Source organism: Streptomyces sp. NPDC001348, assembly GCF_053597535.1.
In genome coordinates, this window is sequence record NZ_JBSFIK010000048.1 from 1 (window position 1) to 14,808 (window position 14,808).

Sequence of the window (14,808 nt, forward strand, 5' to 3'; positions counted from 1 at the left end):
CGCGTACGTCATCGCACACATCGCGCCACTCCGCCCTGCCCGCTGCCGAGGGCGCCGCTGCCGACGCGGCCGCCCTCCTTCGCGAACGTCGAGTAGACGTCGGTCGTCGTCATGCTCAGAAGTCCCAGCCGTCGTCGTCGGGCTCGTCCTTGACCGGCTCGGGTGCGGCGAACGACTCGCCGACCATGCCCGCGGTGAGCGTGGTGCCGTCGCTGGGGTCGATCAGGATGAAGGAGCCGGTGCGCCGCGAGTCGGAGTAGGAGTCGACCGGCAGCGGCTCTGCGGTGCGGACCTTCACCCGGCCGATGTCGTTGGCGACGAGCTGTCCCGGGTGCGGGTGCAGGGACAGGTCGGCGAGTGTGAGCCGGGACGGGATGTCCTTGACGATCGCCTTGACCGTGCGGGTGCCGTGCTTGAGCAGCACCCGGTGGCCGACGGTCAGCGGGGCGTCCGCGACGTGGCAGACCGTGGCCTCGATGTCCTGGGTGGTCGCCGGGGCGTCCTTGGTCGGCACGATCAGGTCGCCGCGCGAGACGTCGATGTCGTCCTCGAGGAGGACGGTCACCGACTGGGTGGTCCAGGCGACGTCGACCGGCTCGCCCAGCAGGTCGATCCCGGAGATCCTCGTCGTGCGGCCGGACGGCAGGACCGTCACCTGCTCGCCCACCCGGAACGAACCGGCCGCGATCTGGCCCGCGTAGCCCCGGTAGTCCGGGTGCTCGGCGGTCTGCGGCCGGATCACGTACTGCACGGGCAGCCGGGCGTGGCAGTGCGCCAGGTCGTGGCTGACCGGGACGGTCTCCAGGTGCTCCAGGACGGTCGGGCCGCCGTACCAGTCCATGTTCGCGGACGGCTCCACCACGTTGTCGCCGGCGAGCGCCGAGATCGGGATCGCGGTGACCTCGGGGACGCCCAGTTCGGTGGCGTACGCCGTGAACTCCTCGGCGATCGCGGCGAACACGGACTCCTGGTAGTCGACGAGGTCCATCTTGTTGACGGCGAGAACCGCGTGCGGGACCCGGAGCAGCGCGGCGATGGCGGCGTGCCGGCGGGTCTGCTCGACGACGCCGTTGCGGGCGTCGACCAGGATCACCGTCAGCTCGGCGGTGGAGGCGCCGGTGACCATGTTGCGGGTGTACTGCACATGGCCGGGCGTGTCGGCGAGGATGAACCGGCGGCGGGGGGTGGCGAAGTAGCGGTAGGCCACGTCGATCGTGATGCCCTGCTCGCGCTCGGCGCGCAGCCCGTCGGTCAGGAGGGCCAGGTCGGGCGCGTCCTTGCCGCGGCTCAGGGAGGCGTGCTCGACGGCCTCCAGCTGGTCGGTGAGGACCGACTTGGAGTCGTGCAGCAGCCGGCCGACGAGGGTGGACTTGCCGTCGTCGACGGAGCCCGCGGTGGCGAACCGCAGCAGGGTGGTGGCCGAGAGTACCTCGGTCGTCGTGGTGCTCATCCTTAGAAGTACCCCTCGCGCTTGCGGTCTTCCATCGCGGCCTCGGACATCTTGTCGTCGGCGCGGGTGGCGCCGCGCTCGGTGAGCCGGGACGCGGCGATCTCGGTGATGACGGCGTCCAGCGTGGTGGCGTCGGAGTCGACGGCGCCCGTGCAGGACATGTCGCCGACGGTCCGGTAGCGCACCAGGCGCTTCTCGACCGTCTCCCCGTCCTTCGGGCCGCCCCACTCGCCCGCCGTCAGCCACATGCCGGCCCGCTGGAACACCTCGCGCTCGTGCGCGAAGTAGATCTCGGGCAGCTCGATGCCCTCGCGGGCGATGTACTGCCAGACGTCCAGCTCGGTCCAGTTGGACAGCGGGAAGACGCGGACGTGCTCGCCGGGCGCGTGGCGGCCGTTGTACAGGTTCCACAGTTCGGGCCGCTGCCGACGCGGATCCCACTGGGAGAACTCGTCGCGCAGTGAGAACACCCGCTCCTTCGCCCGGGCCTTCTCCTCGTCCCGCCGGCCGCCGCCGAAGACGGCGTCGAAGCGCTCGCTCTGGATCCTCTCCGTCAGCGGCACCGTCTGCAGCGGGTTGCGGGTGCCGTCGGGGCGTTCCTTGAGCACACCGCGGTCGATGTAGTCCTGCACGGACGCCACGTGCAGGCGCAGCCCGTGCCGCTCGACCGTGCGGTCGCGGTACTCGAGCACCTCGGGGAAGTTGTGCCCGGTGTCCACGTGCAGCAGCGAGAAGGGCACCGCCGCCGGGGTGAACGCCTTCAGCGCCAGGTGCAGCATGACGATGGAGTCCTTGCCGCCGGAGAACAGGATCACCGGCCGCTCGAACTCGCCCGCCACCTCACGGAAGATGTGCACCGCCTCGGACTCCAGCGCGTCCAGGTGGGAGAGGGCGTACGGACTGTCCGTGCCCTCGCCGCCCCCCTTGACCGTGGTGACGGTCGTCATGCCAGTCCCCTTTCGCTGAGCAGGGCGTACACGGAGGCCGCGGACTCCGGCACGCTCTGGTGCTGCGACTCGATGCGCAGGTCGGGCGACTCGGGCTCCTCGTACGGGTCGTCGACGCCCGTGAGCCCCGACAGCTCGCCCGCGGCCTGCTTGGCGTACAGCCCCTTCACATCGCGTACCGAGCACACCTCGACCGGGGTCGCCACGTGCACCTCCAGGTACGCCGTGCCGTTCTCCCGGTGCCGCTTGCGCACCGCGTCCCGGCTGTCCGCGTACGGCGCGATGACCGGCACGAGGACCTTGACGCCGTTGCGGGCCAGCAGCTCGGCGACGAAGCCGATGCGCTGCACGTTGGTGTGCCGGTCCTCGCGGCTGAAGCCGAGGCCCGCCGAGATGAACTCGCGGATCTCGTCGCCGTCGAGCACCTCGACGAGGTGGCCCTCCTCGCGCAGCCGGCCGGCCAGCTCGTACGCGATGGTGGTCTTGCCGGCACTCGGCAGACCCGTGAGCCAGACGGTGGCTCCGGTCGTCACTTGGTTCTCCTGGAGTTCGGTGTTCGCCTGAACGGCAGTCGCGGTCATCCGTGCAGCCCGCACTCGGTCTTGCCGCGGCCCGCCCACCGTCCGGCACGCGCGTCCTCGCCCTCGAGGACCCGGCGGGTGCAGGGGGCGCAGCCGACGGAGGCGTAGCCGTCCATCAGCAGCGGGTTGGTCAGTACGCCGTGTTCGGCGACGTAGGCGTCCACGTCGTCCTGGGTCCAGCGGGCGATCGGCGAGATCTTGACCTTCTGGCGCCTGTCGTCCCAGCCGACGACCGGGGTGTTCGCCCGGGTCGGGGACTCGTCGCGGCGCAGGCCCGTCGCCCAGGCCTGGTAGCCCTTGAGGCCCTCCTCCAGGGGCTGCACCTTGCGGAGCCTGCAGCACAGGTCGGGGTCGCGGTCGTGCAGCCTGGGACCGTACTCGGCGTCCTGCTCGGCGACCGTCTGCCGCGGGGTGAGCGTGATGACGTTGACGTCCATCACGGCCTCCACCGCGTCCCGCGTGCCGATGGTCTCCGGGAAGTGGTAGCCGGTGTCGAGGAACACGACGTCCACGCCCTTCAGGACGCGGGACGCCAGGTGGGCGACCACCGCGTCCTCCATGGAGGACGTGACGCAGAAGCCCTTGCCGAAGGTGTCCACGGCCCACTGGAGGATCTCCAGCGCGGAGGCCTCCTCCAGCTCGCGGCCCGCCTGCTCGGCGAGCGCCTTCAGGTCTTCGGCGGTGCGTTCTTCCTGAGCCGTCGTCATATCCGGTCATCCCCTCCATCGTCGGCTCGCTGAAGTCCCCGGGCCAGCAGCCCGAGGAACTTCAGCTGGAATGCGCGGTTGCACGCCGCGCATTCCCAGGCGCCGTGACCGCCGCCTTCCGGGGCTTCACTGGGGCGAAGGTCCTCGTCGCCGCAGTAGGGGCAGTAGAAAGGTGCGGCGCGCTCGCTCACGACAGGGCCTCCTCCGTTGCGCGCGCGGCCCAGGCGGCGAACCGCTCGCCCTCCTTGCGCTCGTCCTGGAACCGCCGCAGGACGCGCTCGACGTAGTCGGGCAGCTCCTCCGCGGTGACCTTCAGACCGCGCACCTTGCGGCCGAAGCCGGGCTCGAGGCCCAGGGCGCCGCCGAGGTGCACCTGGTAGCCCTCGACCTGGTTGCCGTTCTCGTCCAGGACCAGCTGTCCCTTGAGACCGATGTCCGCCACCTGGATGCGGGCGCAGGCGTTGGGGCAGCCGTTGAGGTTGATGGTGATCGGCTCGTCGAAGTCCGGGATCCGGCGCTCCAGTTCGTCGATCAGCTGCGATCCGCGCTGCTTGGTCTCGACGATGGCGAGCTTGCAGTACTCGATGCCGGTGCAGGCCATGGTGCCGCGCCGGAACGGGGAGGGCCTGGCACTGAGGTCCAGCGCTTCCAGGGCCTCGACCAGCGAGTCGACCTGGTCCTCCGCGACGTCGAGGACGATCATCTTCTGCTCGACGGTCGTCCGGACCCGCCCGGAGCCGTGCGCCTCCGCGAGGTCGGCGATCTTCGTCAGTGTGGTGCCGTCGACGCGGCCGACCCGCGGGGCGAAGCCGACGTAGAAGCGGCCGTCCTTCTGCCGGTGCACTCCGATGTGGTCGCGCCACTGCTGGACCGGCTGCTCGGGGGCCGGGCCGTCGACGAGCTTGCGCCCGCCCAGGTACTCGTCCTCCAGCACCTGCCGGAACTTCTCCGCACCCCAGTCGGCGACCAGGAACTTCAGCCGGGCGCGGTTGCGCAGCCGACGGTAGCCGTAGTCACGGAAGATCGAGATGACGCCCTCGTAGACGTCCGCCACCTCGTCGACCGGAACCCAGGCGCCGAGCCGCACTCCCAGCTTGGGGTTGGTCGACAGTCCGCCGCCGACCCACACGTCGAAGCCCGGCCCGTGCTCGGGGTGGCGGACCCCGACGAACGCCACGTCGTTGATCTCGTGGACGACGTCCAGCAGCGGGGAGCCCGAGATGGCCGTCTTGAACTTCCGCGGGAGGTTCGAGTACGCCTTGTTGTTCAGGACACGGCGCTTCATCTCCTCCAGCGCCGGGGTGCCGTCGATGATCTCGTCCTCGGCGATACCGGCGACCGGCGAGCCGATCATCACTCGGGGCGTGTCTCCGCAGGCCGTCACCGTGGACAGCCCGACGGCCTCCAGCCGCTGCCAGATCTCGGGCACGTCCTCGACGCGGATCCAGTGGTACTGGACGTTCTGCCGGTCGGTGATGTCGGCGGTGCCGCGCGCGAACTCCTGGGAGATCTCACCGATGACCCGCAGCTGCCGGGTGGTCAGCGCCCCGCCGTCGATGCGGACGCGCATCATGAAGTACTCGTCGTCCAGCTCCTCCGGCTCCAGGATCGCGGTCTTGCCGCCGTCGATCCCGGGCTTGCGCTGGGTGTAGAGCCCCCACCAGCGCATACGTCCGCGCAGGTCGCTGGGGTCGATCGAGTCGAAGCCGCGCTTGGAGTAAATCGTCTCAATGCGTGTCCGCACATTGAGACCGTCGTCGTCCTTCTTGACCTGCTCGTTGCCGTTGAGCGGGGTGAAGTGCCCCACGGCCCACTGACCCTCACCACGGTGACGGCTCACCTTGCGGCGGGGCGCGGAGGCGGCAGGGTTCTGGGGGGTGGCGGCCATGGTGGTTACGTCCTTCGGGACAGGCGGAAAGCGGCTCTGGACCTGCGTGTACGGGCACATGCGCATACGTGCGCGTCATTGCGCAGGAGGAGAGGGAAATCGTGAATGTCGGGTCGCTGGAGCTGTCAGCGCGCCGGACAGATGGCGCTGGACATGCGGCCGAGGTCGACGTGCCGCCGACTCACCAAGGCGATTCCAGTTCCGGACATGACGAAAGCGTGTCATGGGGATCTCTGGCCAGTCCACCTTCATCCGCAATGTGGACATGCGGGTCCCGAATCGTGGACGCTGTGATCTGGGTCATGCCCCGACGGCCGACGGCGGCCGTAGGTTCTCGCCGTCAGGCCCCCGGCCAGGGCCCGGGCGCCGGCACCTCGGGCTCCTCCTTCAGCTCGGTGTCGAACAGCTGGAAGCCGCGCCGCAGGTAGTTGTCCAACGCGAACTCGCCGTCCTTGCTGCACGTGTGCAGCCACACCCGTTTCGTCGGCGTCCGCTCGGCCCACCGTTCGGCGAGGTCCCATGCCCGGGCCGTGCCGTGGGCCAGCAGATGGCCGCCGATGCGCCGGCCGCGGAAGGCGGGGAGCAGGCCGAAGTACGTGATCTCCACGACCCCTTCGTCCTGCGGCTCCAGCTCCATGAACCCGGCCGGGGTGCCCCGGTCGTAGGCGACCCACGTCTCCACGCCCGGCCGGTCCAGGTGCTCCCGCCACCGGTCGTAGCTCCAGCCCAGCCGGTCGGTCCAGCGGACGTCACCGCCGACCGACGCGTACAGGAAACGGCTGAACTCGGGGGAGGGGACCTCGGAGCGGACGATCCGGACATCGCCGTCGGGGGCGGCGGCCGGGAGGAGGTCGGCCGGGGACGTCTGCTCCAGGGACCAGGTGGTGACCGTGATGGTGCTCATGGAGGTCAGGGAATCATCTACCCCAGCGAACTGTCGATGGCGGTCAGGGGCAGGGAGAACAGCATGCGGTCCGTCATCGACCACACCTCGCCCGTCTCCGGCCGGTAGGACAGGGACCCGGCCTCCTCGGCCCAGCAGTGGCGCGTGGCGTCGGAGCCGCAGCGTGCCGACTTCGCGCCGTCGGCGTCCAGCGCCCAGAGGGTGCCGTGGCCGTCCAGGTCGCGGGGCGGATGCGCGATGTACCAGGTCGGCCGGGCCGCCCCGACCGGGCGGTACGACAGCACGCCCCGGATGCCGGCCGCCCCGGTCCGGTACGCGTCGACCGCGTCCACCCGGCCGGCCGCGTCCGCGGCGAGCGGCCCGCCGTGCCCGGGGGCGGCGCCGAGGGAGTACCGCCACAGACGGGACTGCCGCTCGCTGCCGGCGGGGGTCCGTTCGCCGACGACCAGGCTGTCGGAGGCCGTGCCCCGGTCGAGGGACAGACTGCCCGGACAGGGTGTGCCGTGCTCCGTGCCGGTGCAGCGGCCGGCCGCGAAGCGGTAGGAGCCCACGGCCGGCATCACGTAGCCGTACCCGTCCGCCGACCAGCCGCCGGGCACCCGGCCGACCGCCGGGCCGTCGACGCTGGTGCGCTGGATGCGGTTCAGGTCGTAGACGTAGAGCGCCTCGGCGGATTCCGGACCGGAGGTGACGAGCAGCTTGTCCCGGTACCAGACCATGCCGGAGACGGGAGAGGTCAGGCCGCGGTAGTCGCGCCCCCCGTCCACCGGGACGACCAGCAGCACCCAGCGGTAGACCGGGCGGCGGGAATCGCCGGCGTCGACGAAGGCGACCCGGGCGAGGCCCCGCTCGTGGGCGCTTCCGGCCGTCGTGCTGTGCGTCCAGCCCGCGAGGACCACCCGGTCGGTGCCCCGCGGGCCGTCGTCCTCCGCGTCACCGGACGTGGTCACCGAAGCAGGCCGCCAGTCGGCGGCGGTGTCGGCCGGGTCCCAGCAGTACGCCGTCGTGGCCGCGGGGGCCACGGGCAGTGACTCGCGGTTCTCGGAGCCGCACTCGGCCGACTCGCGCAGGGTGCGGTCGGCGCTCCGCAGAACCGTGCCGACACCGACCGGCCGGCCCATGGCCGAGGAGAGCCGGTCCAGCGAGCGGGCCGCCACGGGGTGCTCCTGGAGCCGCAGTGCGCCGGTCACGGCGGAGGAGGTCAGCGGCTTCAGGGCGCCGGGATCGTCGGCGACCGTCGCCTGCGAGGCGCTGATCAGGGTGGCGGCCGCGGTGAGCGCGAGTGCGGTCCCGGCCAGGACCGCGCGAAGCGCCGCACCTCGTCTGCGCCGACGGTGTCTGCCGCGTTGCTTCATGTCTCCTCCCGAGGCGGGCCAACTGCGCCTGATGGTCATCGCGTTGACCGAGGAGCAGGTGGGGTGGCCCGTAGGGGGATGCTACGGCAGTCGGGGCGGCGCGGGTCGAAGACCTCGCAAATATGCGGAAGATGCACCCTCGGATATGCCGAATATGCCAAATGCGGTAAGCTTCGCCGCCATTCAGGACGTGAGCGGCGAAGTCCGGCCCCCGATCACGGCCGGCGCCGTCGAGTGGGGCAGCAGCGCGAACGGATCCTCGGGCAGCAGCACCTCGACCTCCGCCTCTTCGCAGAAACGATACGGCCGGTGTTGCAGGAACGCCCCCAGATACCGCCGCACCCGTGACATCTCCGCCCGTACCGTCACCGTACGGGACGGGTCGCCGAACATGTCCGCGGCCAGGCCCGCGGCGCTGCGCCCGCTGCGGTGCAGGGCCAGCACGTACAGCAACTCGGCGTGCCGGGGGCTCAGTTCACGGGACCAGGAACCGGCCTGGCCGGAGACCGTCACCGTCCAGCGCCGCGGCCCGGTGAGGTCCAGCACGATCCGGGCGGCGCCGGGCGGCGGCTCGTCGGCGGCGCGCACCAGCCAACCGTCGCCCAGCGGCTCCACGGAGCACAGGCCGAGCGCGGGCAGCCACCGCCGGCCCGCCGACAACGCCGTGGGCAGCCCGACGCGCGGGCTGTACGGCAACCCCGTGACCGTGGCGGTCCAGCCGTCCCGGTCCACCACCACCGCCCGCCCGCCGACCCGGGCCAGCACCGGCGCCGCCTCGGCCCGCAGCCGCTCCAGCGAGGTCACGTGCAACTCCCTCAGTCGGGCCTCGGCGAGTTTGGCCACCGAGTCCACCCAGGCCAGCGTCGCCGGGTGCATCGTCTCCAGCGGGCCGCTGATGTCCACCACGCCCAGCAGCCGGCCGTCCCGGGGGTCGGTGACCGGGGCGCCGGCGCAGGTCCACGAGGTGTGCGAGCGCACGAAGTGCTCGCCGGCGAAGACCTGCACGGGCCGGCGCACCACCACCGTGGTGCCCACGCCGTTGGTGCCGACGACGTCCTCCCGCCAGTCCGCGCCCTCCGCAAGACCGAGACCGTCGGCCTTGCGCAGCACGGCCGGACTGCCCTCCCGCCACAGCACCCGGCCTTCGGCGTCGGTCACCACCATGATGTGCCGGGCGACGTCGGCGACCGTCAACAGCCCCTGCCGCAGCACCGGCAGCACATGCCGCAGCGCCGACTCCTCCCGCCTGCGCAGCACTTCCTCGGGCGTCAGCAGTCCGCTGCGGGAACCGCGGTCGGGATCCAGCCCGCCGCGCAGCATGCGACCCCATGACTGCTCGATCACCGGACGGGGCGCCAGCGGTGCGCGCCGCCCGGAGAGCACGGCCGCCCGCACCTCGCCCAGCACCCGCGCCGCTCGCGACACGTCCATGGCGGCGAGTCGCGCCAAGGTCATCGACGAGTCGGCCACGGAAGTCCTCCCGGAGAGCTGTGCGGCGGGCTGCGGCAAGCGGTTGGCAGGCGGCCCGTACGACGCTTTCCGGCCGACCACCCGTCTCATACTGCCCGTCGGCAGGCATCGGAGGCACACAGTCCGTGCACGGACACCAACAAGTTGCAACCCCTTGCAACCCTGGTGAACGGTCCCGCGGTGGCCGAAACTTGAGCAGCGCCGCCCTGATGGCGCCGAGGCCCGCAACGGGCCGTGAGCAGGAGTGGTGCCGTGTCGGCGCGGCACCACTCCCGCATCAGCCGCCCTCAGGAGACCGGACGGGCCCGCTCCACCACGGCGGCCGGATTCAGCCCGTGCGGCAGCGTGCCGAAGGCCGCGCCCCAGTCGCCGCCCAGCCGGGAGGCGCAGAACGCGTCGGCGACCTCCGGTGGCGCGAACCGCACCAGCAGCGCCCCCTGCAGAACCAGCGCCAGCCGCTCCACGAGCCGCCGGGCGCGCCCCTCCACGCCCTCCAGCTCGCCGAGTTCGACCAACAGGTTCTTCACCGCCCCGTCCAGCCGGTGGTCGGCACCGCGCGCCCGGCCCACCTCGATCAGATAGGCGTCCAGCGCCTCGGGTTCGCGTTGCAGCGCCCGCAGCACGTCCAGTGCCTGCACGTTGCCCGCGCCCTCCCAGATGGAGTTGAGCGGCGACTCGCGCACCAGCCGGGGCATGCCCGACTCCTCGACGTAGCCGTTGCCGCCCAGGCACTCGGCGGCCTCCACCGCCACCGGTGCAGCCCGCTTGGTCACCCAGTACTTGGCGGCCGGCACCGCCAGCCGCAGCAACGCCCGCTCCCGCTCACCCCCGTCGTCGTAGGCGGCGGCGAGCCGCATCGCCAGTGCGGTGGCGGCCTCCGACTCCAGCGCGAGGTCGGCGAGGACGTTGCGCATCAGCGGCTTGTCGATCAGCTTGCCGCCGAAGGCCTCCCGGTGGGTGCAGTGGTGCACGGCCTGCGCCACGGCCTGCCGCATCAGTCCCGCCGAACCGAGCACACAGTCGAGCCGGGTCGCGGCGACCATCTCGATGATGGTCCGCACCCCCCGCCCCTCCTCGCCGACGCGGCGCGCCCAGGTCCCGTCGAACTCCACCTCGCTGGAGGCGTTCGACCGGTTGCCCAGCTTGTCCTTGAGCCGCTGGATGAGGAAGACGTTGCGGGTGCCGTCCTCGAGGACCCGGGGCACGAGGAAACAGGTCAGCCCGCCAGGGGCCTGCGCGAGCACCAGGAACCCGTCCGACATCGGCGCGGAGCAGAACCACTTGTGCCCGGTCAGCGAGTACGTGCCGTCCTCGGCGAGCGGGGTCGCGGCGGTGGTGTTCGCCCGTACGTCGCTGCCGCCCTGCTTCTCGGTCATGCCCATCCCGAAGACCGCCCCGGACTTGAGACGGGCGGGTCTGAGCTCCCGGTCGTAGATCGTGGACGTCAGCCGGGGCTCCCACTCGGCGGCGAGTGCGGGATCGGTGCGCAGCGCGGGCACCGCCGCGTGGGTCATGGACAGCGGGCAGCCGTTGCCCGCCTCGACCTGGGACCAGATCAGGAACCCGGCCGCCCGCCGCACGTGCCCGGCGGGGCGTACCCAGGCGGTGGTCAGTCCCGCCGAGACGCCCTTGCCGAGCAGCCGGTGCCAGGCCGGGTGGAACTCGACCTCGTCCACACGGTGCCCGTAGCGGTCGTGGGTGCGCAGTCTGGGCGGGTTGTCGTTGGCCAGTACCGCCCATTCCTGGACCTGCGCCGAGCCCGAGGTCCTGCCGAGCCCGGACAGCTCGTCGCGCACCTCGTCGACGAGGTCCGGGGCGGTGTGCCGCTCGACCGCCTCGCTCAGCGCCCGGTCGGTGGTGAAGAGGTCATGTCCGACCAGCGGTGGTGGCTGGTTCGTCACGGTGTGCGTGCTGGTGCCTGCCATGTCAGCGAACCTACCCGGGGCGACGGAGGTGATGGCCCCAGAGTGACACAGGCCCGGTCACCGGGCGCACGGGAACCCCGAATACGAAGGGCGTCCGGCCGTCCCCGGGTTCCCGCTGCCGCGAGGCGCCGCCCGCGAGGTGAGAGGGGGCCGCCCCGGCGGATACCTTTAGGGCGTGCAGCCAGCAAGTGAACCCCCCGAGCGGCCCGGCGGACGGCTCCACCGGGCCAGAGTGCTCTACCGGAACGTCTCCAAGCGCAGGACCGCCTGGCTGCTGCTCAAGGACACCGTCAACTCGTGCATGGAGTACCGCATCCTGGGCCTGGCGGCCGAGGCGGCGTTCTTCACGCTGCTGTCCGTGCCGCCGCTGCTGCTGAGCCTGATCGGGCTGCTCGGCTACGTGGACGCCTGGACCGGCGCCGACACCATCCAGTCCCTGGAGAACAACCTCCTGGAGGCCTCCCGGACCGTGCTGTCCGACAAGGGCGTCAAGGAGATCGCCGAGCCGATCCTGCACGACGTGATGAAGGGCGGCCGCCCGGACGTCATCTCCATCGGCTTCCTCTTCGCCCTGTGGTCGGGTTCCCGGGCGGTGAACGTCTTCATCGACACCATCACCGTGATGTACGGCCTCGACGGCGTCCGGGGCATCGTGAAGACCCGGATCATGGCCTTCCTGTTGTTCATCGTGGCACTGCTGATCGGCTCGGTGGCGCTGCCGCTGATGGTGGCCGGGCCGGACGCGGTGGTGGGGATCGTGCCCTGGTCGGAGACGCTGGTGCAGGTCCTGTACTGGCCGGTGGTGATCGTCCTCTCGATCGCCTTCCTCACCACGCTCTACCACGTGTCCGTGCCCGTGCGGTCCCCGTGGATCGAGGACGTCCCCGGCGCCCTGGTCGCGCTGGCCATGTGGGTGCTGGGCAGCTTCCTGCTGCGCATCTACCTCACCAGCACGATCGAGGGCGCCACGATCTACGGCTCCCTCGCCGCCTCCGTCGCGGTGCTGCTGTGGATCGGTGTGGGAGCGTTCGCCGTGCTGGTCGGCGCCGCCGTCAACGCGGCCATCGACCGGGTCTGGCCGGCCGCCGCCACGGCCGCCGCCCGCGCCGCCCAGGAGCGGCTGCGCGAGGTCCAGGTCGCCGAGTACGTCGCCCGGGCCGCCGCCGCCCTCGAGAGCGACCCCGAGGACCCCGACATGCCGTCCGAGTTCCCCGAGCGCTGGTCGCGCTTCCTGCCCCCGGAGGACGTGACGGCTCGGTTGCGCGCGCATGTGCGGAGCCAGCACAACGCCCACAAGACGGCCGGGGAGACCGGCCCGCCCGAGAAGTGACCCGGGCGCCCCGGCTCGGCGGCGTCCGCGGCGTAGCCTGGCGCACATGTACCGGGAACGGGCGTCCAGGCTGACCGGAGCGGTGGTGTGGCGCCGCACCCTGGAGGCCCCCGCCGTGCGGCCCGTGCTGCCGGACGGCTGCATGGACCTGCTGTGGAACGAGGGACGCCTGCTGGTCGCGGGCCCCGACACGCACGCGTACGTCCCGGACGGGCGGCCGCGGCGCTGGGCGGGCGTCCGGTTCCCCCCGGGCACCGCGCCCGCACTCCTCGGCGTACCGGCGTACGAACTGCGGGACCTGCGCGTGGACCTGGCCGACCTGTGGCCCGCCGCCCGGGTACGGAGCCTGAGCGCCCGCGTCGACGCCGCGCCCGATCCCGCGCGGGCCCTGGAGGACGTCGCGCTGGAGCGGGCGTTCGAGGCGGGTCCGCCCGATCCGCTGCTCGGGCGGCTGGTCACGGCGCTGGCCGCGGGCCGCCCGGTCGCCGCCACGGCCGACGGACTCGGCCTCGGCGCCCGCCAGTTGCACCGCCGTTGCCTGAGCGCCTTCGGCTACGGCCCCAAGACACTGGCCCGGGTGCTGCGGCTGCAGCGCGCGCTCGCCCTCGCCCGCGCCGGGGTGCCGTTCGCCGAGTCGGCGGTGCGGGCCGGGTACGCGGACCAGCCGCACCTGGCCCGGGAGGTGCGGGACCTGGCGGGGACGACGCTCCGAGAGCTACTGGGCCGCGGGTAGTGGGGCGAACAGGTCGACGCCGTTGCCGTCGGGGTCGTGCACGGTGGCGTACCGCTGCCCCCAGAAGGCGTCCCACGGCTTGAGCTCGCCGTGGTACCCGGCGCCGGTCAGGTCCTCGTACACGGCGTCGACCTCGGCCGCCGTCGCGCACCGGAAGGCGAGCGCGACCCGGCCCCCGCCGGCCGGCGGCCGCCAGCCCGGGTGGAAGGAGCGGACGGTGTCCTCGGTGTCCAGGGCGAGGGTCAGCCCACCGGGCAACTCGGCCTCGACGTGCGGCTGATCCTCGGAGCCGTCGGGGAAGACCAGACCGAGACGGCGGTAGAACGCGAGCGAGGCGGCCAGGTCGGAGGCCACCACGCCGAGCACTGCGAAACGTGGAGTCATGCGATCACCGTAGGCAGCGCCCGCCCGGCCGGTCTTGAAGGAATCGGACACCCGCGGGCCGACGGCCGGCCGCCGGAGCCGGTTCATCCGCGGCGGCTGCTGTCGAGCGCCTCCGCGTGGTTCCACATCACCGCCATGGCGCCCACCGGCTCGAAGGCGATGTCAGGGCCGTCGCTCTGGACGAGGGCCATGATGCGGTGCCCGAAGAGCGCGGCACCGCGGGCGCGGTCCGCGACGATGTCCAGGACCGCCTGCGCCGCTCGCGGCTGAACCCGCGCGAAGCGGTCGTAGCGGGTGAGCACGAGGACGAGGCCGGTCGCCTCCCGGGTGGTCCCGTACTCGTACGCCTCGACGTCGCGCAGGCAGTCGTCGAGCGCGTCGAGGTTGCGGCCGTAGTAGTCGGGGAAGTCCAGGGCCGCCGCGACATCCCGGTGCAGGTCCGCTTCCGTGGTCCACCGTCCGGCGTCCAGGGCGACGATCCGGTAGCCGTGGTCGTGCAGCCACGCGGTGGTCTCGTCCAGCAGCCGCCGACGCCGGAAGAGGGTGTCGAAGGTGTTCGCCATCAGGCGCAGGGCGAGGTCGTCGGAGAGGTCGGTGTCGGGGTCGAAGGCAGCCACGGCGGGACCCTGTCCGAGGGCCGGCGGATCCTTCGGTCCGCCTTCCGGGACCAGCTCGCGGCCGGGATCGGCTGGGCCGCCGACGGGGGCGCGTGACGTTTCTGCGGTGAAAGCGTTGCTCCATCGGAGTGAGTAAAGCCTGTCCCTAGACAATCCCACGTGAACTTCAAGGGATGCTCTTGTCCTGGCAAAGGGATGTCGCGACGCGGCGTCGCATCCGGCGGCCGCGCCACCCACCCACACTAGGAGCCGGACCTTGACTCACGGGAAGAAGCTGCGCGAGCGGATCGCCGGGCCGGGGACCACCCCGCTGATCGGCGTGTACGACATGTACTCGGCGTCGATCGCCGCCGAGCACTACGACGGGATGTTCGTCTCGGGCTTCGGTTTCGCGGCCTCGTACTACGGGCTGCCGGACATCGGGTTCATCGCCTGGCCGGACATGCTCGCGTTCGTCCAGCGGCTGCGGGGCGCGTTCCCGCACCACCACCTGCTGGTCGACATCGACGACGTACGT

The 14,808-nt window shown here is 72.0% G+C and carries 15 protein-coding genes and 1 pseudogene; 3 read left to right on the forward strand and 13 right to left on the reverse strand.

Annotated elements, in window-relative coordinates; all coding sequences use genetic code 11:
• Positions 1–115 precede the first annotated feature (115 nt).
• From ACWC21_RS35065 to ACWC21_RS35115, 11 genes are all read right to left on the reverse strand, one after another.
• The gene (locus tag ACWC21_RS35065) at positions 116–1,450 is read right to left on the reverse strand and encodes a sulfate adenylyltransferase subunit 1 (RefSeq protein WP_450887910.1); all 1,335 of its coding nucleotides are present in this window, start codon (positions 1,448–1,450) and stop codon (positions 116–118) included.
• A gap of 2 nt (positions 1,451–1,452) precedes the next feature.
• Complete coding sequence (cysD, locus tag ACWC21_RS35070; protein WP_450887912.1) at positions 1,453–2,397, reverse strand: sulfate adenylyltransferase subunit CysD; 945 nt, start codon at positions 2,395–2,397, stop codon at positions 1,453–1,455.
• A complete protein-coding gene (cysC, locus tag ACWC21_RS35075) occupies positions 2,394–2,978 on the reverse strand; it encodes an adenylyl-sulfate kinase (protein ID WP_450887914.1) in 585 nt (194 codons plus the stop codon). Before cysC ends, cysD begins: the two co-directional genes overlap by 4 nt.
• Entirely contained in the window at positions 2,975–3,685 is a 711-nt protein-coding gene (locus ACWC21_RS35080; RefSeq protein ID WP_450887915.1) for a phosphoadenylyl-sulfate reductase, read from the reverse strand. Before ACWC21_RS35080 ends, cysC begins: the two co-directional genes overlap by 4 nt.
• Complete coding sequence (locus tag ACWC21_RS35085) at positions 3,682–3,876, reverse strand: hypothetical protein (RefSeq protein ID WP_450887917.1); 195 nt, start codon at positions 3,874–3,876, stop codon at positions 3,682–3,684. Before ACWC21_RS35085 ends, ACWC21_RS35080 begins: the two co-directional genes overlap by 4 nt.
• Entirely contained in the window at positions 3,873–5,573 is a 1,701-nt protein-coding gene (locus ACWC21_RS35090; RefSeq protein ID WP_450887919.1) for a nitrite/sulfite reductase, read from the reverse strand. Before ACWC21_RS35090 ends, ACWC21_RS35085 begins: the two co-directional genes overlap by 4 nt.
• Before the next feature lie 125 nt (positions 5,574–5,698).
• Complete coding sequence (locus ACWC21_RS35095) at positions 5,699–5,782, reverse strand: putative leader peptide (protein WP_310591794.1); 84 nt, start codon at positions 5,780–5,782, stop codon at positions 5,699–5,701.
• 131 nt (positions 5,783–5,913) lie between these two features.
• A complete protein-coding gene (locus tag ACWC21_RS35100; protein WP_450887921.1) occupies positions 5,914–6,477 on the reverse strand; it encodes a GNAT family N-acetyltransferase in 564 nt (187 codons plus the stop codon).
• A gap of 17 nt (positions 6,478–6,494) precedes the next feature.
• Positions 6,495–7,832, reverse strand: a complete 1,338-nt coding sequence (locus ACWC21_RS35105; protein WP_450887923.1) for a hypothetical protein — start codon at positions 7,830–7,832, stop codon at positions 6,495–6,497.
• A gap of 183 nt (positions 7,833–8,015) precedes the next feature.
• On the reverse strand, positions 8,016–9,287 hold the full coding sequence (locus ACWC21_RS35110) for a GAF domain-containing protein (protein WP_450888015.1): 1,272 nt from the start codon (positions 9,285–9,287) through the stop codon (positions 8,016–8,018).
• A 302-nt stretch (positions 9,288–9,589) separates the two neighbouring features.
• On the reverse strand, positions 9,590–11,227 hold the full coding sequence (locus ACWC21_RS35115; protein ID WP_450887925.1) for an acyl-CoA dehydrogenase family protein: 1,638 nt from the start codon (positions 11,225–11,227) through the stop codon (positions 9,590–9,592).
• A 175-nt stretch (positions 11,228–11,402) separates the two neighbouring features.
• Between ACWC21_RS35115 and ACWC21_RS35120 the strand changes: the two genes are divergently transcribed.
• Both ACWC21_RS35120 and ACWC21_RS35125 read left to right on the forward strand, forming a co-directional pair.
• Positions 11,403–12,557 (forward strand): YihY/virulence factor BrkB family protein, encoded by a 1,155-nt coding sequence (locus tag ACWC21_RS35120; RefSeq protein ID WP_450887926.1) that lies wholly within the window; start codon positions 11,403–11,405, stop codon positions 12,555–12,557.
• A gap of 46 nt (positions 12,558–12,603) precedes the next feature.
• Positions 12,604–13,290: a helix-turn-helix domain-containing protein gene (locus ACWC21_RS35125; protein ID WP_450887928.1), complete on the forward strand. Its 687-nt coding sequence runs from the start codon at positions 12,604–12,606 to the stop codon at positions 13,288–13,290.
• Here the strand turns inward: ACWC21_RS35125 and ACWC21_RS35130 are convergent.
• The gene (locus tag ACWC21_RS35130; RefSeq protein ID WP_450887930.1) at positions 13,273–13,674 is read right to left on the reverse strand and encodes a VOC family protein; all 402 of its coding nucleotides are present in this window, start codon (positions 13,672–13,674) and stop codon (positions 13,273–13,275) included. The genes ACWC21_RS35125 and ACWC21_RS35130 overlap by 18 nt on opposite strands.
• Before the next feature lie 83 nt (positions 13,675–13,757).
• A complete protein-coding gene (locus tag ACWC21_RS35135; protein WP_450887932.1) occupies positions 13,758–14,291 on the reverse strand; it encodes a barstar family protein in 534 nt (177 codons plus the stop codon).
• Between the two features lie 256 nt (positions 14,292–14,547).
• Here ACWC21_RS35135 and ACWC21_RS35140 point away from each other — a divergent pair.
• Positions 14,548–14,808, forward strand: a pseudogene (locus tag ACWC21_RS35140) (isocitrate lyase/PEP mutase family protein); the annotation flags it as partial.